The organism is Paraburkholderia sp., from assembly GCF_036488505.1.
GTDB lineage: Bacteria > Pseudomonadota > Gammaproteobacteria > Burkholderiales > Burkholderiaceae > Paraburkholderia.
Genome location: NZ_DASXHN010000275.1, coordinates 1 through 19514, shown reverse-complemented (window position 1 = coordinate 19514; position 19514 = coordinate 1). Strand labels below are relative to the sequence as shown.

Here is a 19514-nt window from a genome sequence, read left to right as displayed (position 1 = left end):
CGTGAAATGCGTGAGATGGAGGGCTCGTGGTTCGATTCCAACCGTCTCGCGCTGTCGAAAGACCGGATCAACCGCCTCGGTTACTTCACCGATGTCGAGGTGACCACGGTGCCGGTCGAAGGCACCCCGGACCAGGTCGATATCGACGTCAAGGTGACGGAAAAACCCACCGGCACGCTTTCGCTCGGCCTGGGCTATGGCTCGGGCGAGGGCCCGATTATTTCCGCGGGCATATCGCAGGACAACGTGTTCGGCTCGGGCACGAGCCTCGCGCTGAATGTGAATACCTCGACTACCAACCGTACGCTGACCGTCACGCAGGTCGATCCGTACTTCACAGTCGACGGCATCAAGCGCATCACCGACGTCTATTACCGAACGACGGAGCCCTTGTACTATTCGACCGACTCGAGTTTCCGAATCGTTACGGCTGGCGCCGACCTCAAATTCGGCGTGCCTTTTTCCGAGTCCGACATGGTGTACTTCGGCTTGGGGTTCGAGCAGAACCGTCTGGATATCGACGCCAACACACCGCAGAGCTATAAGGATTACGTCACGGACTTTGGGCGCGTCTCCAACAACGTGCCGTTGACCGTCGGATGGTCGCGTGACGACCGTGATAGCGCGCTTGTCCCGAGCCGCGGCTACTATACGCAAGCCAACGCCGAATATGGCTCGCCGCTCGGTGATACACCGTACTATAAGGCGGACCTTCAGGCGCAATACTATTATTCATTCGCACGCGGCTTTGTGCTCGGTCTGAATTTCCAGAGCGGCTACGGTAATGGCTTGGACGGCAAGCCCTATCCGATCTTCAAGAACTACTACGCGGGCGGCATCGGTTCAGTGCGTGGCTACGAGCCAAGCTCGCTCGGGCCGCGCGACGCGACCACGAACGACCCCATCGGTGGCTCGAAGATGGTCGTCGGCAACATCGAACTGACCGTTCCATTGCCGGGATCCGGCTATGACCGCACACTGCGCGTCTTTACTTTCCTCGACGGCGGCAACGTATGGGGCAGCGAGGGCAGTAGCGTTGGCGCCAACGGACTGCGCTACGGCTATGGGGCGGGTCTCGCGTGGATTTCGCCGATCGGCCCGCTCAAGCTGAGTCTGGGCTTTCCGCTCGTCAGGCACGCAGGCGATCAGTACCAGAAATTCCAGTTCCAGATAGGCACATCGTTCTAACGCTGTCGTCGGTGCGATTTCGACGATTCGTATTGCCACGTCGCCTCATACGATCCGTCCCGGCCTTTGATCTGCTGTCCCATCCGAATATCGAAGGAAGCCTGGAGCGACTTGGTCTGCTGTAGGAAGCCGGTGTCGGCTTGCAGCGCCTCCATCGGCTTGAAGGACAATGTTACACGTACCCGGCGGTCGCAAAGTACACCGGTTCGGGCGACTGGCACAACGGTGCGAACTACACGCAAGGCGCACCGCTCTACACGGCGTCCTCGCGCAAGTGGGCCGGCGCGAGCTTCTACACGCGTTATACGGCGACGACGCGCGGTGTCGCGGCGCCGTGAGCCGTATAGCGCTCCGCGGTAATTGACTCAAGGGCAGGGCCGGCAAAGGCCGGCTGATCCCGAGGCGGAACGACAGTCGTACGGTCGTTCCGCTTTTTGTTTTTTGCGCCCCTTAGTCGGGGGTGAATAGCCATGTCACGGGCCGCATCCTGGCCGACCGCGAAAGCTGGCGTGTCCCGCCGTCGTATGCGACTTCGTTCCCGAGTCATCTGTTGCGTTTATGAGGTCCCACGCGAAACGGGCTTTACGAAGCCCGCTTTCAAGGGCCGTAGACGTCGTCTGAGCGCTTGTCCGGCGGTGCTTTCAGCGGATCGGCGCTGCGTTAAGGGAGCTATGCGGAACCATAGAAATGCGGGTAATCGCCTCGCCCCTATGGTTAACCCGCGCTTTGGCCCGCTAATGACGATACGTACCTTCACGCCAGTGCTTGAGTAAGACGTGCGGCGGCTATCGCCATGATGGTTACGGGACCGACGTACATGGCGGAGCAATCCGCTTCCGACGCGCGCCGAGGGCAAATGAAGGAGACAGGAGACTTTTGATGACGAGGACGACGAGCGGTAACAGGATTGATATCAAGGCGTTCATCGACGAACGGCCAATTTCGGTCTACCAGTGGATACTGGTAGCGCTGTGTTTTCTGATCGTGACCGCAGACGGCATGGACGTCGCGATCATGGGTTTCGTCGCGCCGTCCATCATTCATGAATGGGCGATTTCGCGCCCCGAATTCGGGCTCGTGATGAGCGCGGCGCCGATTGGTCTCGTGATCGGCGCATTGGCCGCGGGTCCGGCATCGGACCGCATCGGCCGCAAGTGGGTGCTGATCACATCGGTGTTTCTGTTCGGCATCTTCACGATCGCCACCGCATTCACGCAATCGCCAGTGGCGATGGCGGCGCTGCGTCTGCTGAGCGGTATCGGCCTCGGCGCGGCGATGCCGAACTCGACGACGCTGCTCTCGGAGTACGCGCCGCAACGCAGGCGCGCTTTGCTGATCACCGTGATGTTCACGGGCTTCAATCTTGGCTCGGCATTGATCGGCTTCGCGGCAGGCTGGCTGATCCCGGTTCATGGCTGGCGCTCGGTGCTGATTTTCGGCGGCGCACTGCCGCTTGCGCTGATCCCGTTGCAGGTCTGGCTGCTGCCCGAGTCGGCCCGTTTGCTCGCGGTGCGCGGCGTGCCTTCGCCGCGTATCGGTAGGGTGCTTGGCCGGGTGTGCGGCGTGCGCTTTGCGGGCAATGAGGTGTTCGTGTCGAACGAACCGCCACTGCCGACGCGCAAGCCGATTGGCGTGCTGTTCTCGCAAGGTTATGGCTCGATGACGATCGCGCTGTGGGCCACTTATTTCATGGGGCTGCTCGTGATCTATCTGCTGACCGGCTGGTTGCCGACGCTGATGAAAGATGCGGGTCTGTCGGTCACGACCGCGGCCAACGTCACGGCGATGTTCCAGATCGGCGGCACGATCGGCGCGATCCTGGTCGGCTGGGTCATGGACAAGGCGCGTCCTGCGCCGGTTATCAGCGCCGCGTATGTCGGTGGCGCACTGTGCGTGCTCGCGCTTGGCTACATCGGCGCGCTGTCGTCGTCGCTGGCGTTGCTCGTGTTTGCCGCGGGCTTCTGCATGAGCGGCGCGCAGACCGGCCTGAACGCGTTTGCGCCAGGCCGCTATCCGACCGCCGCGCGCGCGACTGGCGTGAGCTGGATGCTCGGGATGGGCCGCTTTGGCAGTATCTTCGGATCGGCGATCGGCGGCGCGCTGCTCGGCCTCGGCTGGCAGTTCGGCGCGATTCTCGCGATGCTTGCGATTCCCGCTACGCTGGCCGCTATCGCCATTCTGGTCAGCCAGCGCGTGGGCGGCGGTGCAGCGGCCGGGCATCCGAATACCGCGCATTAACGTATGCAGGAATGCGGCACGCGAGCTTTCGCGCGCGCCGCTGGTTAATTTCATTTACTGAGGAATCACGGTGATCATCGACATTCACGGCCACTACACCACCGCGCCAAAAGCATTGGAGACGTGGCGTAACCGCCAGATCGCAGGCATCAATAATCCGTCCGCGATGCCGAGCGTGTCGGAATTACAGATTAGCGACGACGAACTGCGCGAGTCGATCGAAAAGAACCAGTTAAAACTGATGCGCGAGCGCGGACTCGATCTGACTATTTTCAGTCCACGCGCGAGTTTCATGGCGCACCACATCGGCAATTTCGAAGTCTCCAGCACGTGGGCCGCGATCTGCAACGAACTTTGCTATCGCGTGAGCGAGCTGTTTCCCGAGAACTTTGTGCCGGCCGCGATGCTGCCGCAAAGTCCGGGTGTCGATCCTGCCACCTGCATTCCTGAACTCGTCAAATGTGTGGAGCAGTACGGGAATGTCGCGATCAACCTGAACCCCGATCCGTCGGGCGGCCACTGGACCAGCCCGCCGCTGTCCGATCGCTCCTGGTACCCGGTCTACGAGAAGATGGTGGAGTACGACATTCCCGCGATGATTCACGTGAGCACGAGCTGCAATGCGTGCTTCCACACCACCGGTGCGCACTACCTGAATGCGGATACCACCGCGTTCATGCAATGCCTGACCTCCGACCTGTTCCGCGATTTCCCGACGCTGCGTTTTGTGATTCCGCACGGCGGCGGCGCGGTGCCGTACCACTGGGGTCGCTTCCGCGGTCTCGCGCAGGAGCTGAAAAAGCCCTTGTTGAAGGACCATTTGCTGAATAACGTGTTCTTCGACACCTGTGTCTATCATCAGCCGGGTATCGATCTGCTGACGCGCGTGATTCCGTTGGATAACGTCCTGTTCGCGAGCGAGATGATCGGCGCGGTGCGCGGCATCGATCCGGAAACCGGCCACTATTTCGACGACACCAGGCGCTATATCGAAGCGGCGCACGTCGACGCGGCAGATCGTCGCAAGATCTACGAAGGTAACGCGCGGCGGGTTTATCCGCGCCTCGATGCGTTGCTCAAAGCGAAGGGGCTGTAATCATGTATGAAATCGGAGTTGTCTATCGCAACATCGAGCGCGCGGACGCGGACGTGGCCGCGAGGCTCGGCGCGCTCGGTTCGGCCACCGTGCACGAAGCAATGGGCCGCACGGGCCTGCTGAAACCGTACATGCGCCCAATCTACACCGGTGCGCGCGCGAGCGGCACGGCCGTCACGGTCTTGCTGCAACCTGGCGACAACTGGATGCTGCACGTCGCGGCCGAACAGATCCGGCCGGGCGATGTCGTCGTCGCGGGCGTCACCGCGGAGTGCACCGACGGTTACTTCGGCGATCTGCTCGCCACGAGCTTCAAGGCGCGCGGCGCGCAAGCACTGATCATCGACGCCGGCGTACGCGACGTCAGCGTGCTGACCGAAATGAATTTCCCGGTGTGGAGCAAGACGATTTCCGCGAAGGGCACGGTCAAGGCGACGCTCGGCTCGGTGAACATTCCGGTCGTGTGCGCGGGCGCAATGGTCACGCCGGGCGACGTCGTGGTCGCCGATGACGACGGCGTGGTCGTTGTGCCGGCAGCTGCGGCGCAAGCGGTGCTCGAAAAGGCTGCGGCGCGCGAGGCTAACGAAGCCGAAAAGCGCGCGAAGCTCGCTTCCGGCGTGCTCGGCCTCGACATGTACAACATGCGCGGGGCGCTCGAGCAGGCTGGACTGCGTTACAAGGACTGACATCCGTGGTCGCAATGAGCAACCTTCAAGCGAAGCGCGCGCCGATCACCGGCATTTCGTCGATGGCCACGCGTCAGGTGCTGGCCGAACTCGCCGCGTCGTACGGGCGGCGCACCGGCCAGGCGGTCGCAATCGAATCCGTCGGCGGCGTCGATGCGGCGCGCCGCGTCGAAAATAACGAAGTGTTCGATATCGTCATACTTGCGTCGGACGCGATGGAACGGCTCGTGGCGGCGGGCTGCGTCGATGGGGCGAGCCGTGTCGTCCTGGCGCGCTCGGGTATTGCCGTAGCAGTCGCGGCCAGAGACACGCATCCGGACATCGCTTCCGAAGCCGCGCTGCGCGACGCGATTCTCGGCGCACGCAGCGTCGGTTACTCGACGGGGCCGAGCGGCACCCATCTGCTGAAGCTATTCGAACGCTGGGGCATTGCCGGACGGATCGCGCCGCGTATCGTGAAGGCGCCGCCGGGAGTGCCGGTTGGCACGCTCGTCGCACGCGGAGAGGTCGCGCTGGGCTTTCAGCAGATGAGCGAACTGATTCACGTGCCGGGCATCGACGTGCTCGGCGAGCTCCCGTCGGCCGTCCAATCCACGACGACTTTCACCGCCGCGATTTGCACCGTGTCGCGCCAGCCCGAAGCGGCGCAGGCGCTGCTCGCATTTCTGGCATCCCGCGACGCCGGCGGCGCGAAGCTGCAAAACGGTATGTCGCCGGCCTGAAGGCCGGCGGCGCGCGCCGCTCCCGGGCAGTTTCCTTTCTCTTACCTCACTTCTTCAGATAACGGTTTCGCCGGCCCTATGCAGGGGATGGCGAGCACGCTGCCGAGCCCGTCGGACTGGCGGCCGTTCTTCGACAGCTTGCCGGACCCGGACGAGGATAGATAAGCCGCCTAATCAATCAAGGTGCCTGGTTTGCGGCGATACTGACCGTACGTGTCACATCGACGACCGACAGCCGAATCGCGTCGATCAACGCGCGCGCGGCCGGCGACGGCGTGCCCGCCGCGCGCATCGTCAGGCCGATGTCGCGGCGCGTGTTGTGCAGCGGCACGTCGAGCACCACGAGTTGCCCGCACTGAATCTCGTGATGCAACTGCTGCGCCGACAATGCCGCCGCCATGTCGGTGCCGAGCAGCAAACCGCGAATCACCGCGAGGTCGGCGGTTTCGACGGTCGGCAGCGGCGGCTTCGCTTTCATCCGCTTGAATTGCGCTTCGAACAGCGCGCGCGCCGGCGCATTGCTGCGCGGCAGAATCCACTGCGCGACGCGCAGATCCATGATGGTCAAGTTGCGTGCGCGGGTCAGCGGATGATCGCGGCGCACCAACACCACCATGTCCTCCGACATGAGCCGCTCGTTCTTTAGGGCGCTCGTCGCGTCGTTGTCGCGTAGCGCGCCGAGAACGAAGTCGATGTCGCCCGCGCGCAGACCGGCGACGAGTGTCTCGTACGCGCTTTCGTCGGTAACCACGCGCACGCCCGGATTCTCGGAGGTCATGCGCGCGATCGCTTTTGGCAGGATCAGGGTGCGACCGAGCGGCAACGCGCCGACCGTCACCGAGCCCTGAATCCTGCCGTTCAGTGCGGCGATGTCGTCGGGTACGTGCCGTAGTTCGTTCAGCGCGCGGCGTATGTGCAGCAGAAACGTTTCGCCGTCGGCCGTCAGCAGAATGCCGCGCGGGCTGCGATGGAACAGACTGAGTCCTGAACCGCTTTCGAGTACGCGAATCGCGGTGCTCACGGCGGGCTGACTGATGCCGAAATTTTTCGCCGCGCTCGGCATGTGGCGATGCCGAGCAAGCGCCGCGAACAATTGCAGCCGCCGGGTGTTGAGCAAATAGGCGGGCAACGCGCCTTCCGCCACGGGCCGGCGGCGTGTCTGTCTCGTGGCGCACCATTGCGCGAGCTCTTCGAGTTCCGCGAAAATCCGCTCGCAGCGAAGCAGCACCGCGCGGCCGACCGAGGTTGGCAGCATGCCGGAAGGACCGCGATCGAAAAGCGGTACGCCGAGCGCCGACTCCAGTTCCTGGACGGAACGCGTAACTGCCGACTGCGCGCGAAACAGCGCGGCCGCCGCGCGGGTCGCGCTGCCCATCTCGGCGACGAGCCGGAAAGCGCGCAGTTGCGCCAGATTGAGCAGGTCCTTGTTGCTTACCGACAGCGGCGTTTTCGCGGCCAGCAAGGTGCTTTCGGTGGAACGCGAATGCTTGTTCATGCCGCGCCCGCGATCAGATGCAACGACGGCAGCGACAGGTTCAGGCTTTCCTTCGAGATATGCGTATGCTCCTTCATAAGCGCATCGACGCGCGCGCCTTCGCCATTTTTCAGCGCATCGACGATCGCATGATGCTGTCGATGCGCGTACATCAGCATCGCGAACTGGCGCTCGCGCGCGGATTCGTCGAACGCGATTGTGAACGGCGACACGAATGGGATTTTGCCGTTCAGACTGAGCGCGCCCGTGATCGCCTGGTTCTGCGCCGCTTCGACGATTAGCGCATGAAAGCGGCCGTTCATCTGCGCGTAACGCATGTCGTCGCCTGGGTGCAGACGGCTTTGCTCAAAAATCTCATCGCCTTCGCGCAGGCAGTCGTCAAGCGGGTCGGCAAGCGCGGAGCTCACGCCGCTTTCGGCGACCGAGCGCGCGGCGAGTCCTTCGAGTACGCCGCGCACGTCGATCGCGTTGAGGATGTCTCGCACGCTGAAGCGGCGCACGACGTATCCGCGCGAGCCCGAACGATCGAGCAGGCCTTCCGACCACAGCACGCTCAACGCATAGCGCAGCGGCGTGCGCGATACGCCGAGCCGTTGCGCGAGTTGTGCTTCGACGAGCCGCTGTCCGGGCCCCAGTTCGCCCGACAGGATCTTTTCGCGTAAGGTCTGGACAATCGCTTGCTGGGTCGTCTCGTTCATTGCTTGTCACTCGTCCGGAGGCACCGCAGTATAGCCACGCGTGCAACGTTGCACCAAGCCGTAAAAAGCGCGTTGCGAGTTGTTTTCATAGGCATCTATTTTATTTATCGAGCAGCTGACCTCCCGAGCGCGGCGTAGCGCTTGCCGGGCGGCCTTGGGATACAGAGGTAGCCATGTGCGGCGTGGGCCGCGGCAGTTTCATCCACTCGTCCCGTGCCTAATTGCCGGGTCTTTTCCCATCGGGGCAGCGTCGACTGAGGTATACCCGGACTTCCCGGATCGCGGCACAATTTCTATCTTTGTATCCCAAGAAGGTCGCGTTGACCAGCGCGGTGAACCCGGCGACCCATCCGATTGGCAGCAAAAGAAGCGACGGAAGAGAACGAATATGGCAAGAATCATTGGCGGTATCGGCAGCTCCCATGTACCCACGATCGGGTTGGCTTTCGATAAGGGCAAGCAGAACGACCCAGCATGGGCGCCGCTGTTCAAGGGCTACGAGCCAGTCGCGCAGTGGCTGGCCGAGCAGAAGCCCGACGTAATGGTGATGTTCTACAACGACCACGCGAACAGCTTCTTCTTCGACTGCTATCCGACGTTCGCGCTCGGCGTGTCGCCCAATCACGAATTCGCCGATGAAGGCGCGGGCAAGCGTCCGCTGCCGGACATCGCCGGCCATCCAGATCTCGCGATCCATATCGCCGAGCAGCTCGTCGCCGACGAGTTCGATCTAACCGTCTTTCAGGACCGGCCGCTCGATCACGGCTGCAATTCGCCGCTGTCGCTGATGCTGCCGCATCAGGGCGGCTGGCCGATGTCGCTGGTGCCGCTCGAGGTCAACGTCCTGCAGTATCCGCTGCCGACTGCGAATCGCTGCTACCGGCTCGGCCAGGCGCTGCGTCGCGCGATCGAATCGTTCGAACAGGACCTGAAGGTCGTGGTGGTCGGCACGGGCGGCCTGTCGCACCAGGTGCATGGCGAGCGCAGTGGTTTCAACAATACCGAATGGGACATGGAGTTTCTCGACCTGATCGTCAACGATCCGGAGCGTCTTGCCGCGATGAAGCATGTCGACTACGTGCGCCTCGGCGGGGCGGAGAGCGTCGAGACCATCATGTGGCTCGCGATGCGTGGAGCGTTGGGCCAGAACGTCCGCGAACTGCATCGCAACTACTATCTGGCGACCAGCACCGCGATGGCCGTGACGATCTACGATAACGAGGTGGCGCAATGAATCCGCAGCTGATTGGCGTCGAAGAACTGACCGGCACGTATCCGTTCGATATTCGTCAGAGCATAAAGGCGATGCGCCTGAACCGGTTCTTCTGGCAGATGCGCGAGGCGTCGGCGCGCGCGCTGTGGCTGGAAAACCGCACCGCCGCTTACGATGCAGCCGGCCTGACGGCAGAAGAGCGCACGCTGGTCGATAACACGGACTGGATTGGCCTAATCCGTTATGGGGTGTGTTTCTTCGTGCTCGAGAAGTTCGCTCGTGTCGTGAAGATCACGAATCTCGGCGTGTACGCGAGCATGCGCGGCGAAACACTCGAAGCGTTCCTGAAGACGCGCCGGGTACCCGATGCCGTTTAAAGACCGCGCGTCCAGGCGCGCGTCAAAACCGCAATGTGCGGCGGTTTATCTGACCTGAAGTTTCGATGTGTGGTCACAATGGGAAACGTCTGTCGTCGAGCAGCGGATCAACCGGCTCTCTGCGAAGACAGGCCGTAGCGGTACTGCGCGATCGACGCTGAAAAGGCCTCGACATTTCCGGTTCGAATGCGACGATGGACGCCACGATACGGTCGGCGAGTTCGCCGAGAACGCGGCTCAACGCAGCCGCTTGCATCGCCTGCTGGCTTGCTAAAACTTCCGTCACTCGTCCCGGAGGCTTTGCTCGGGCTTTCACTGATCGAGCTATTAGCAAGAAGGCTAAAGAGCGTTGTGAAGTTGACTCCGAGACCACCAACACGCACGGTTCCGAACCTCAGTATGGTCAGATGCGTTCCCCCGCAAGTGTAAGTTTCGGAAGACCTCGAAATATGTCGTGAGCTTTGTCGATTTTTTCAAACGTGGTTCGTCGTGCGTATAGGGCGGCAAGATTGCGACAATGCGGTCCCGACGTCGCTTTCGCGCCCCTATTCATCATCAACGCGAACGGAGATCGCTCATGACTTACGTAGATGGATTTGTCGCCGCCGTGCCCACGGCCAATCGTGAAACGTACAGGAAGCATGCCGAATCGGCAGCGGCCGTCTTCAAGGAGCACGGCGCATTGAAGGTGGTCGAGTGCTGGGGAGATGACGTCCCGGAAGGGAAGGTGACGTCTTTTCCGATGGCGGTCAAACGGCAGCATGACGAGGCGGTGGTGTTCTCCTGGGTTGTCTGGCCTTCGCGTCAGGCACGAGACGACGGAATGAAAGCGGTGATGGCTGACCCACGGCTGCAGCCTGACACGAATCCGATGCCTTTCGACGGTAAGCGGCTGATCTACGGCGGGTTTGAAGTGATCGTGGACGCATGAGGGGCCAAAGAAGGGGGCGCCGCTCGACAATGGCCCAGGAGCGTGCGATGCACCTGAATTTTCTGCACGCTGATGCGTATGTTGGGCCTGTCCGATGCCCTCGATACATCGGTGCACCGTACTCGCCGCGCTCAGACTGCCTTCATACGAGGCACGGATCGAAGGCAAGCCGGTGCTGCCGCTCATCCGGGGCGCGGCAATGCGCGATGACGGTTGGCGCGACTACATGGTTTCCGAAATTGAGTACAGCTTTCACCCCGCAGGCGCAACCGATGCGCCGGCGATACCGTGTCGCGCGAGTGCCTGGGCGACGAACCCGGATGCTTTCATCTCTTCGACGAACGTACGCAACGCATGGGCCGCTGCTGTGCCGCGGCTTATCGGCACACCCATCGCCTGCTGGATCACCATGAAACGCTCGTCGAGCAGACGCAGGCCGGGCGCGCGATGCGCATCGGCTTCGAGCTGCTGTTTGACGCCCGCCGCGATTTCGAGGTCCTGTTCGAGAAACGTCTGAACCACGGTCGGCGAGGTGGGCGCGCGCACGATCTGCGCGTGCTTCAGTTCGCGCGTCAGGAACAGATCGTAAGCGCTGCCCCTGCCGACGGCCACACGATGCTGCGGTTGGTCCACGTCCGCATTGCGGCGGATTGGCGACGCGTCGCGCACCATGTAATAGCCTTCGATCAGCACGTACGGCTCGGAAAACGCGATGGTTTTGCCGCGTAGTGGATCGATCGCAAAAAAACCGAAGTCCGCGCGCTCCTCGCTAACGGCCTGAACCGACTTTCCGGCCGCGTCAAACACGACCAGTTCCAGTTCGACGCCGAGCTTCTCAGCGAGGGCGCGCGCAAGATCGACCGAGACGCCGGACGGCTTGCCCGACGCGTCCTTGACCGCGAGAATCGGATTTCCGAGGTTGATGGAGGCGCGCACCGCGCCCATTGGCGCAAAGGCTCGGATGATGGACGGATCGAATTCCATGTTGGTGTGAGGTATTGGAAGTTGAGTTGGTTTAGCGGGGGTAGCCCTGTTGCGACGGACTTCTCGACGGTGCGAGTCCAACGACGTTGCTCCTGATGCACCAGCCGTGCTGAACAGTAACGCCGTTCCGAGGCGTTGAGCGGTGGGGGGGCGCCGGAGATCGACGTCGTGTAATCGTCGCTGGCGCCATAGCAGACAGGCCCTCGCCGAAGCCGTCGTCGGAATCGGCCGGTTGCTGCAGGTTTTCTTCGGAATCAGGCATGGACAGTCAGCCGGCGATGCCCGCTTCGTTGGACTGGTGCCGCACTGCTGTCCGGGGTCGCAGCAGGATCGTCACGGCGATCACGCTGGCGAGCGCGATGCCGCCCGCGAGTACGAACGCGCTGAAGAACGTATGACTCTGCTGGACCAGAAACCCCGTTACCGCAGGTCCGATGATGCCCGCGCAATTGGCGATCGAATGCACGCATCCGCCGACGCTGCCAAGCTTCGCGCCCGGAACCGTGTCCTGAATCAGCGCCCAGTACGTGCTGCCGCTCAGATACAGCGCGAACACCGCAATGGCCATCAGCAGCAGCGCGCTGGTGGTGGTCGTCACGGTACCGGCGAGTGCGACGCAGGTGCCCGACAGCCCGAGGCAGACTATCAACACCCACTTGCGCGCTAGAAGTGCGTTTCCGGTACGGCGAAAGACCAGGTCGGACAGCACGCCGCTCAGGCCGTAACCAATGAAGCCCAGCACCCACGGCAGCACCGTCGCAAGGCTCATGCTCTTCAGACTTAGATGACGGTCCATCATCAGGAAGCTCGGGAACCAGGTGAGGAAGAAGAACAGGATATAGCTATATCCAAAGTACGAAATCATCGCCGCGAGAATGGCGGGCTGTTTGAGGTAGAAGGCGAGGCTCTGCACGTTCGCCGGATTTTCGCTGACGCTGCGGTCGGATTCGATCAGCAGGCGCTCATCGTCTGCTACGCGCGGATGCTGATGCGGCTTGTCGGTGGCCATGAACTGCCAGAACACCAGCCAGATCAGTCCGAAACAGGCGACGCCCGCAAACGCGATGCGCCAGCCATACGCTTGCGTCAGCAGCCCGACCACCGGACCGGCGACCGCGCCACCCAGCGGCAGACCGCAATTGGCAAAACCGAAGGCGGTCGCGGATTCCTTGTGCGGAAACCAGTTGTTCACGAGCTTGTTGATCGTCGTCGCAAGCGGTCCCTCGGCCATCCCGAAGAGGGTGCGGATCGCCAGCAGAGAGCCGAAACCGGCGGCGAAACCGGTCGCGCCGCACAGCAACGACCACATCAGGATCGCGCCGGAGAAGACGCGCTTGCCGCCCCAGCGATCGGCCGCCCAGCCGCCGATGAAATTGAACGCCGCATACCCGATGAAGAACGTCGAGAACACCAGCCCCATGCTGGCTGGCGACATATGCAGTTCCTGCGCGACCGCGGGCGCGGCGACGGATAGCGCCGAGCGGTCGAGGTAGTTGATGAAGCCTGCGATAAACAGCAGCAGGACGATGCGCCATCGAATGTGTGTCACCTGTCGCTCCTTGTCTCTTGTTATGTGCTTGACGCCCCCGTACGCGGGAACGGCACGCCGGGTCGGTCGTCTGTCTCCTCACCTGGGCCGCGCATCGGTGAGCGCCGGTACATCAATGCGCGGGTGTGTCAGCGCTTCAACCTGCGGCAGCTTCCAGCATCGCCAGCTGCGCTGCGCCGATATCGATGCCGTCGGCTATCTGCCTGTCGAAGCGGTCTAGTTCGATCTCACCGGGGACGATCACCGGCGCATCTGGATTGGCGGGCGCACAGCCGTGCAGGATCGCCGCGTAGTCGGTCATCCGCGCGGCGAGCCACGCGCCGCTGCCGAGCATCGACGTGTCGATCAGGATGAAGAAGTGGCCCAGATTCTGCGGCTGATCCGGGTCGTCTTCCCACGACTTCACGTGCGTCAGGTAGGCCGCGCCGGACATCAGCCCGGCCAGCAGATCGACGACCAGCGCGAGGCCGTAGCCCTTGTGGCCGCCGATCGGCAGCAGGAAGCCGTCGAGCGCCGCTTTCGGGTCGGTGGTCGGCTTGCCTTGCGCGTCGGTGGCCCAGTCGCCGGGAATCGCTTCGCCGCGCTTGAGCGCGTTTCGAATCTTCGCGCGCGCGGCGACGCTGATCGCCATGTCGAGAATGAACGGACGGCCTTGCGGATTCGGTACGCCGAAGCCGACCGGGCTGTTGCCGAGCCGCGCGTCGGTGCCGCCCCACGGTGCGATCGTCGTCGTCGCGTTGCTGCCGATGATGCTGGCGAAGCCCTGCGCGGCAGCGAGATACGAATACGGCGACACCGGGCCGAAGTGATTGCTGCCGCGCACGAAGACGCATGCAATGCCCTGTTCGCGCGCGGCTTTCATCGCGAGTTCGAGCGCGCGATAGCCGACCAGCGGGCCGACGCCGTTGTCTCCGTCGAGTCGGTAGAGCGCCGGGCCCACCTGCTCGGATGCAATCGATGGCGCCGGATTGATGCCGCCGATGCGCAGACGTGAGCCATACGATTCGACGCGGCTGGTGCCGTGCGTGCGCAAACCGAACAGGTCGGCGAGCACGAGGATGGTGGCGGTGTCGGTGGCGTCGGTGCGATTCAGGCCGAGCGCGCACAGCGCGTCGATTGTCAGCTCCGTCAGGCGGGCCTTGCTGACGATGCCTTCGGTGGTGGTTGACGGGGTCATGAACGGGGTGTCTCCTTCGATCTGAAAACCATGTGATTCAAGCGGCCGCCGAAGTACGGCACAGTGCAGGGCAGCGCTTGCGTTTCACACATGATCCGACCGAACGATTCCCCGGGCAAACGCATTTTTTCGTTGGATTATTGTGTGGCACGCACGAATCTGGGATCACTCGCGGCGCGCGAAAACGCGATTTTCAGGTCGACGGCGCACGCCGTTTAGCGCGTCGTCCGGTGCCAGTACGAGGGTGCACGAGCAGATCGAAGAAATGCTGCGCGGCAACCGTCAGTGGACGGTTTTTGCGGCGGATAACGCCAAGTGTGCGCACGACGCCCGGTCCCGTTACGGGAATACCGACGAGTGAGCGACGACGATCACGCGGCAGCGCGAGCTTTGGTACGACGCCGATGCCGAGGCCAGCTTCGACCATGCTGACGAGCGCGGGCACATGCTGTACTTCGCAGAACCAGCGCGGCTGTTGTACTGATTGCGCGAGCGCGTTGTCGATCAGCGTGCGGTTGCCGCTGCCTTGCGCGAGCAGCAGATAGTCCGGGTACTTCGCGAGATCGGTCCAGCTCACCGAGCGTTTGCCCGCTAGCGGATGATCGCGCCGGCAAGCTAGCACGAACGGATCCTGCAGGATCGGCGTGAATTCGATGTCGGGTTCCTGCGTGCCGATATAGGTGAGACCGAAGTCGGCGTCGCCTCGCGCCACCGCGAGAAAGACGACGGACGATGTTTCGTCGATCAGCCGCACGCGGATGCCGGGGTATTTCTGGTGATAGGCCTTCACGGTGCCGGGCAGGAAAAAGCTCACGGCCGACGGCACGCACGCGATCGTGACGAGCCCCGTCAACCGCCGTCCCAGATCCTCCATCCCGAACAGCGAGCTTTCGAGTTCGGCGAGTACGTTGCGCGCCTTTTCGAGAAAAGAACGACCCGCGACCGTCAGTTCCATTTTGCGCGTCGTGCGCTCAAAGAGCCGCATGTTCAACGCCGATTCGAGCTTTTCCACGCGGCGAGATAGTGCGGACGGCGAGATGTTGAGCGAGTCGGCGGCGGCGCGAAAACTGCCGAAGTCGGCGGACGCGACGAAGGCGCGCAGGTCGGACAGATCAAAGTTCATTTTGCTTGTAGGTGGATGTAGTGGCTTGCTTGTGCACGGCCCTTGCAACACGACCGCGACATCTTGAACCGCATTATCCGGAAAGTGGCAATGGCCCGTGCAGCGCGAGAGCGCGCACCAGGCGACTGCACGGTTAGAACGACGCCGGCGGGGACTGCAGATTCCGGTGAGCCGCGCGGTCGCGGTCGCTTCATTCAGGAGAAACGCAGCTGATGAGCCAGGCGGACGCCATCATGCGAACGGGCCTTTGTGCCCTTCTCATATGGATCGTCGGTCCATACAGGGACGAGGTGGTGCGAGTTGTGCGCGCCTTTCCGAGTGTGGAAGCCGACGCACAGCTGATTCGCTGGTCTTGCCCAACAGCGTCTCGACGATCGATGGAATACGACACCCATCGCGTTCCGGCCGCAGAACGGGGGCGCCTATTCGATTCCGGCGCTCACATTGCGGGACGATCTCGCGCCGGACAAGCTCGGCTTCGCCGCGCAGGTCGACGCTGGAATCTGACGGATCGTAGGGTTCGCTGAAAATTGGTTGTAAGTGGCCGTTGGTAGAGTCGTTGGTGAAGATTGCGTGTATGTGCGTGATGCACGCAATGGCCTTTTCATTCGGACGGCTGACAGCGAAACCCCCTGCCGCCCGGCGGAAGACAAGCGGGAGAGCGACCCACCATGAATCCGGTTCGTGCGTTTTGGCTCATTCTGATGCTCGTCGCGTCGCCGGCGTGGGCATTCCAGTCACGCGTCATCACGATTCCGAGCGCGGCGATGCATCGCTCGTTCGATGCGACCGTGGTGCTGCCCGATCAATACATGCGTGGCAACACGGCTGCGCGCTTTCCGGTCGTCTACGTGCTGCATGGCTCGGGCGGCGACCATACCGACTGGACCGCGAAGTCGAATATCGGCAAGCTGGCTGACCGCTATCGCGTGATTCTCGTGATGCCGGACGGCGGCCATGAGAGCTGGTATATCGACAGTCCGGTCGATCCGCGCAGCCGATACGAAACCTATATTGGCACCGAAGTGGTGGCCTACATCGACCAGCATTTCCGCACGATTGCAACGAAGCGTGCACGCGCGATTACCGGTTCGAGCATGGGCGGCTTCGGCGCGTTGCGAATCGCGCTCGACCGGCCCGATGCGTTCGGTGCGGCGGGCAGCATCAGCGGCGCGGTGGACCCGCGCGGCAGCGAGAGCGAACCGGGCATCGAGCGCGTGTTCGGCGATCCGGCGCGCGACGCCGGGTTCTGGAACAGCGAGGCGATCGTCGCGAACGCGCAGGATTTCAGCCGCGAACATATCGCGCTGACGATCGATTGTGGTGTCAACGACTCGCTGGTGCAGTCCAACCGTCTGCTGCACGAGCGGCTCATCGAACTGGGCGTGCCGCACGACTACGCGGAGCGGCCTGGCGGCCACACGTGGAAGTACTGGTCGAACGCGGTGAAGTACCAGGTGTTGTTCTTTGCCGGCGCGTTCAGACACGCGGTGTGACGCGAACGCGCGCGACTGACGCAGCGGCCGGCAGCGCGCCAATAGCGCCGCTCAGTCGATGCCGTGAAACACCGCATCGTCCGGGCCGAGATAAGCGGGCGGGCGCCATGCGGCATCGCGCATCGAATGCTGGACCAGTTTCTCCACGCCGAGCAGCACCGCGAAAATCGCCATCCGCACGGGAATGCCGTTATCGGTCTGCCGGAAAATCGCGAGCCGCGAATCGTGATTGAGATCGGTGCTCAGATCGTTCGCGCCGGGGCGGCTGTCGCGCGGCAGCGGGTGCATGATCAGCGTGTCGGCGCCGCAGACGCTGTCGACGAGCGCCTGATTGATCTGGAAATCCGGGGTATAGCCTTCGAATGATTCGTCAGTGAAGCGCTCCTTCTGGATGCGCGTCGCGTACACCACGTCGGCGCCGCGCAAGCCATTGTGGAGGTCGTGCGTCTGTTCGATCACGTGACCATTGCGCGAAATGTGCTCGATGATGTAGCCGGGCATTTCGAGCATCGGCGGCGAAACCAGCGTGAACTTGATGCCGCGATACAGCGCGAGCAGTTTGACCAGCGAGTGCACGGTACGCCCGTATTTGAGGTCGCCGACCAGCGCGATATGCGCACCATCGACGATCTTGCCGAGCCGCGAGAACTCCCGCTGGATCGTGTACAGATCGAGCAGCGCCTGACTCGGATGCTCGCCCGGGCCATCGCCGCCGTTGATTACCGGCACATTGGTCGCGCGCGCGAATTCGGCCACCGAGCCTTGCTCCGGATGGCGGATCACCAGCGCGTCGACGTAGCCGCTCATCACGCGGCTCGTGTCGTAAATCGATTCCCCCTTGGCCATCGATGAAAACGTGAAGCCGGTGGTGTCGCACACCGAACCGCCGAGCCGGCAGAACGCGGCGCCGAAGCTCACGCGCGTGCGCGTGCTGGCTTCGAAGAACAGGTTGCCGAGCACCGCGCCTTCGAGCACGCGCGAGATTTTTCGGCGCCGCGCGATGGGTTGCATGATGTCGGCGACCCGAAACAGTGCCTCCACCGAGTCGCGCGAGAACTGATCGACCGACAGCAACTGTGGCTTGCCTTCGAAAAGCATCTGGCTGGCGAGCGACCGCGAGTCTACGCTCTGCGTATGTATTTCGCCCGGCTCCGCGTTGACGACGATCTCGGACACAAAGCGCTCGACGATTTCCGGCATCGCTCGCGATTCCTGGGAGTCGTCCGGCAGCAGCCATGTATCGAGCGCCCGGCGCGATACGCCGATGCGGCTCGCGAACGTGTCGCGCGTCATGTTCAGGCGACGCATCGCATCGCGTAGGAAGGCTTGTTGCGGAACGCTCATCAGGGCACCTGTCGGAAGGAAGGGGGCGGCGGGAGTGTGGCGCGAAATGTACGCGGTGCGTATATTAGATTTCCGGTGGCGGAAGTCAAGCGCTTTTTCGCGCGCGCTCGTGCGGCAGATCCGACTCGCGTTCGCCGAACCGAATCCCGCGCCGCTGGCGCGTGATTCCGCATCCATGCCGAGCTCGGGCGGGTCAGTCCGGATGGCTCAGCGCGAGACTCTCGTCGAGCCAGCCTGTCACGCCGCCTGCCATCAGCTTGACCGGCCGCCCGAGTTGCGCGAGCCGCAACGCACCGCGCGCGGCGCCGTTGCAATGCGGGCCAGCGCAATACGTGACGAACAGCGTGTCCGGCGGATAGCCGGCCAGCTTCGACTCGACGATTTTGCCGTGTGGCAGATTGAGCGCGCCCGGCACGTGGCCCTCGGCGAACAGCGCGGGGCTGCGCACGTCGAGCAGCACAAAGCCGGGCGTGCCGCTCGCGAGCGCGGCGTGCACGTCGGCGCAATCGGTTTCGAACTGCAGCGATGCATGAAAGTGCGCGAGCGCGGCGGCGCTATCGGCGGCGGGGATTGCGGTGACGGCGTTGGTGGTCGAATGGGCAATGGGCATGATGTACCAGCTTGGAAAATTGGCCGGGTGGCGGGGCGCCTGAAGCGGATTCGTTAGGCGATCCGATTGTGCCGGCTGGGCCGCCTGCGGATAAGTGGCGTAATCGTCAATCTCCGGTAACATCGCGCCATGCAAAACCATCTTGTCGTCGCGCTGGCCTACGACCGGCTCTGCACCTTCGAATTTGGCTGCGTGACCGAGCTGTTCGCGCTCGAACGCCCGGAACTCGGCGTGCCGTGGTATCGCTTCGCGGTCTGCGCGGCCGAGCGGGGGCCGATTCGCGCGGCAGGTGGGATCACGATTGCCGCGCCGCATACGCCGACGCTGCTCGCGCGCGCCGACACGATCGTGATTCCCGGCTGGCGCGATGCGGACGAAGCGCCGCCCGCCGCGCTGCTGAAAAAGATCGGCAGCGCGTACGAGCGCGGTGCGCGACTTTGTTCGATCTGCTCGGGCGTGTTCGTGCTCGCGGCGGCCGGCGTGCTCGATGGCAAGACCGTCACGACTCACTGGCGCTACGCGGACAAGTTGCAGCAGCGCTATCCGCAACTGCGCGTACAGCCGGATGCGCTGTATGTCGACGAAGG

General features: G+C 63.0%; 19 protein-coding genes and 1 pseudogene. 12 read left to right on the top strand and 8 right to left on the bottom strand.

Features of this window, described 5'->3' with window-relative positions:
• From bamA to VGH68_RS16475, 6 genes are all read left to right on the top strand, one after another.
• The coding region (gene bamA / locus VGH68_RS16500; protein ID WP_331604723.1) for an outer membrane protein assembly factor BamA at nucleotides 1-1188 on the top strand (1188 nt) is incomplete at its 5' end.
• Nucleotides 1189-1328: 140 nt separating this feature from the next.
• On the top strand, nucleotides 1329-1526 hold the full coding sequence (locus VGH68_RS16495; RefSeq protein ID WP_331604722.1) for a hypothetical protein: 198 nt from the start codon (nucleotides 1329-1331) through the stop codon (nucleotides 1524-1526).
• A gap of 541 nt (nucleotides 1527-2067) precedes the next feature.
• Nucleotides 2068-3426 carry an aromatic acid/H+ symport family MFS transporter gene (locus VGH68_RS16490; RefSeq protein WP_331604721.1) on the top strand — a complete coding sequence of 453 codons (1359 nt, stop codon included), beginning with the start codon at nucleotides 2068-2070 and terminating at the stop codon, nucleotides 3424-3426.
• Between the two features lie 70 nt (nucleotides 3427-3496).
• Complete coding sequence (locus VGH68_RS16485) at nucleotides 3497-4522, top strand: amidohydrolase family protein (RefSeq protein WP_331604720.1); 1026 nt, start codon at nucleotides 3497-3499, stop codon at nucleotides 4520-4522.
• Nucleotides 4523-4524: 2 nt separating this feature from the next.
• Nucleotides 4525-5208: a 4-carboxy-4-hydroxy-2-oxoadipate aldolase/oxaloacetate decarboxylase gene (ligK, locus tag VGH68_RS16480; RefSeq protein WP_331604719.1), complete on the top strand. Its 684-nt coding sequence runs from the start codon at nucleotides 4525-4527 to the stop codon at nucleotides 5206-5208.
• A 14-nt stretch (nucleotides 5209-5222) separates the two neighbouring features.
• The gene (locus VGH68_RS16475) at nucleotides 5223-5930 is read left to right on the top strand and encodes a substrate-binding domain-containing protein (protein WP_331604718.1); all 708 of its coding nucleotides are present in this window, start codon (nucleotides 5223-5225) and stop codon (nucleotides 5928-5930) included.
• Between the two features lie 178 nt (nucleotides 5931-6108).
• Here VGH68_RS16475 and VGH68_RS16470 read toward each other — a convergent pair whose 3' ends face one another.
• Together VGH68_RS16470 and VGH68_RS16465 are read right to left on the bottom strand one after the other, a co-directional pair.
• A complete protein-coding gene (locus VGH68_RS16470; protein WP_331604717.1) occupies nucleotides 6109-7425 on the bottom strand; it encodes a LysR family transcriptional regulator in 1317 nt (438 codons plus the stop codon).
• Nucleotides 7422-8123 carry a GntR family transcriptional regulator gene (locus VGH68_RS16465; protein WP_331604716.1) on the bottom strand — a complete coding sequence of 234 codons (702 nt, stop codon included), beginning with the start codon at nucleotides 8121-8123 and terminating at the stop codon, nucleotides 7422-7424. Before VGH68_RS16465 ends, VGH68_RS16470 begins: the two co-directional genes overlap by 4 nt.
• A 388-nt stretch (nucleotides 8124-8511) precedes the next feature.
• On the opposite strand from VGH68_RS16465, the gene VGH68_RS16460 reads away from it, so the two are divergent.
• The 3 genes from VGH68_RS16460 (at nucleotide 8512) to VGH68_RS16450 (ending at nucleotide 10644) form a co-directional block, all read left to right on the top strand.
• Entirely contained in the window at nucleotides 8512-9357 is an 846-nt protein-coding gene (locus VGH68_RS16460) for a gallate dioxygenase (RefSeq protein ID WP_331604715.1), read from the top strand.
• Entirely contained in the window at nucleotides 9354-9713 is a 360-nt protein-coding gene (locus VGH68_RS16455; RefSeq protein ID WP_331604714.1) for a protocatechuate 3,4-dioxygenase, read from the top strand. Before VGH68_RS16460 ends, VGH68_RS16455 begins: the two co-directional genes overlap by 4 nt.
• 577 nt (nucleotides 9714-10290) lie before the next feature.
• Nucleotides 10291-10644, top strand: a complete 354-nt coding sequence (locus VGH68_RS16450; protein ID WP_020067568.1) for a DUF1428 domain-containing protein — start codon at nucleotides 10291-10293, stop codon at nucleotides 10642-10644.
• 252 nt (nucleotides 10645-10896) lie between these two features.
• On the opposite strand, the gene VGH68_RS16445 is transcribed toward VGH68_RS16450, so the two are convergent.
• The 4 genes from VGH68_RS16445 to VGH68_RS16430 all read right to left on the bottom strand — a co-directional run bounded on the left by VGH68_RS16445 (nucleotide 10897) and on the right by VGH68_RS16430 (nucleotide 15477).
• A complete protein-coding gene (locus tag VGH68_RS16445) occupies nucleotides 10897-11628 on the bottom strand; it encodes an ABC transporter substrate-binding protein (protein WP_331604713.1) in 732 nt (243 codons plus the stop codon).
• 268 nt (nucleotides 11629-11896) lie between these two features.
• Nucleotides 11897-13177, bottom strand: a complete 1281-nt coding sequence (locus VGH68_RS16440; RefSeq protein WP_331604712.1) for an MFS transporter — start codon at nucleotides 13175-13177, stop codon at nucleotides 11897-11899.
• 136 nt (nucleotides 13178-13313) lie between these two features.
• Nucleotides 13314-14354, bottom strand: a complete 1041-nt coding sequence (locus VGH68_RS16435; RefSeq protein WP_331604711.1) for an Ldh family oxidoreductase — start codon at nucleotides 14352-14354, stop codon at nucleotides 13314-13316.
• A gap of 193 nt (nucleotides 14355-14547) precedes the next feature.
• Nucleotides 14548-15477 carry a LysR family transcriptional regulator gene (locus VGH68_RS16430; protein WP_331604710.1) on the bottom strand — a complete coding sequence of 310 codons (930 nt, stop codon included), beginning with the start codon at nucleotides 15475-15477 and terminating at the stop codon, nucleotides 14548-14550.
• A 360-nt stretch (nucleotides 15478-15837) separates the two neighbouring features.
• Between VGH68_RS16430 and VGH68_RS16425 the strand changes: the two are divergent.
• Together VGH68_RS16425 and VGH68_RS16420 are read left to right on the top strand one after the other, a co-directional pair.
• Nucleotides 15838-15984, top strand: a pseudogene (locus VGH68_RS16425) (flavodoxin family protein); the annotation flags it as partial.
• 164 nt (nucleotides 15985-16148) lie between these two features.
• Nucleotides 16149-16973 (top strand): alpha/beta hydrolase family protein, encoded by an 825-nt coding sequence (locus VGH68_RS16420; RefSeq protein ID WP_331604709.1) that lies wholly within the window; start codon nucleotides 16149-16151, stop codon nucleotides 16971-16973.
• A 51-nt stretch (nucleotides 16974-17024) separates the two neighbouring features.
• On the opposite strand, the gene VGH68_RS16415 is transcribed toward VGH68_RS16420, so the two are convergent.
• Complete coding sequence (locus tag VGH68_RS16415; RefSeq protein ID WP_331604707.1) at nucleotides 17025-18317, bottom strand: aspartate carbamoyltransferase; 1293 nt, start codon at nucleotides 18315-18317, stop codon at nucleotides 17025-17027.
• Nucleotides 18318-18510: 193 nt separating this feature from the next.
• Nucleotides 18511-18927, bottom strand: coding sequence for a rhodanese-like domain-containing protein (locus VGH68_RS16410; RefSeq protein WP_331604706.1), 417 nt, complete (start codon nucleotides 18925-18927; stop codon nucleotides 18511-18513).
• Nucleotides 18928-19056: 129 nt separating this feature from the next.
• Here VGH68_RS16410 and VGH68_RS16405 point away from each other — a divergent pair.
• On the top strand, nucleotides 19057-19514 hold a 458-nt coding region (locus VGH68_RS16405), incomplete at its 3' end, for a DJ-1/PfpI family protein (RefSeq protein WP_331604705.1).

Bases quoted from the DNA above. Each gene is read 5' to 3' on its own strand.
- VGH68_RS16490 (WP_331604721.1), top strand. From the start codon at position 2,068: ATGACGAGGACGACGAGCGGTAACAGGATTGATATCAAGGCGTTCATC.
- ligK (WP_331604719.1), top strand. From the start codon at position 4,525: ATGTATGAAATCGGAGTTGTCTATCGCAACATCGAGCGCGCGGACGCG.
- VGH68_RS16475 (WP_331604718.1), top strand. From the start codon at position 5,223: ATGAGCAACCTTCAAGCGAAGCGCGCGCCGATCACCGGCATTTCGTCG.
- VGH68_RS16470 (WP_331604717.1), bottom strand. From the start codon at position 7,425: ATGAACAAGCATTCGCGTTCCACCGAAAGCACCTTGCTGGCCGCGAAA.
- VGH68_RS16465 (WP_331604716.1), bottom strand. From the start codon at position 8,123: ATGAACGAGACGACCCAGCAAGCGATTGTCCAGACCTTACGCGAAAAG.
- VGH68_RS16460 (WP_331604715.1), top strand. From the start codon at position 8,512: ATGGCAAGAATCATTGGCGGTATCGGCAGCTCCCATGTACCCACGATC.
- VGH68_RS16455 (WP_331604714.1), top strand. From the start codon at position 9,354: ATGAATCCGCAGCTGATTGGCGTCGAAGAACTGACCGGCACGTATCCG.
- VGH68_RS16450 (WP_020067568.1), top strand. From the start codon at position 10,291: ATGACTTACGTAGATGGATTTGTCGCCGCCGTGCCCACGGCCAATCGT.
- VGH68_RS16445 (WP_331604713.1), bottom strand. From the start codon at position 11,628: ATGGAATTCGATCCGTCCATCATCCGAGCCTTTGCGCCAATGGGCGCG.
- VGH68_RS16435 (WP_331604711.1), bottom strand. From the start codon at position 14,354: ATGACCCCGTCAACCACCACCGAAGGCATCGTCAGCAAGGCCCGCCTG.
- VGH68_RS16430 (WP_331604710.1), bottom strand. From the start codon at position 15,477: ATGAACTTTGATCTGTCCGACCTGCGCGCCTTCGTCGCGTCCGCCGAC.
- VGH68_RS16420 (WP_331604709.1), top strand. From the start codon at position 16,149: ATGAATCCGGTTCGTGCGTTTTGGCTCATTCTGATGCTCGTCGCGTCG.
- VGH68_RS16415 (WP_331604707.1), bottom strand. From the start codon at position 18,317: ATGAGCGTTCCGCAACAAGCCTTCCTACGCGATGCGATGCGTCGCCTG.
- VGH68_RS16410 (WP_331604706.1), bottom strand. From the start codon at position 18,927: ATGCCCATTGCCCATTCGACCACCAACGCCGTCACCGCAATCCCCGCC.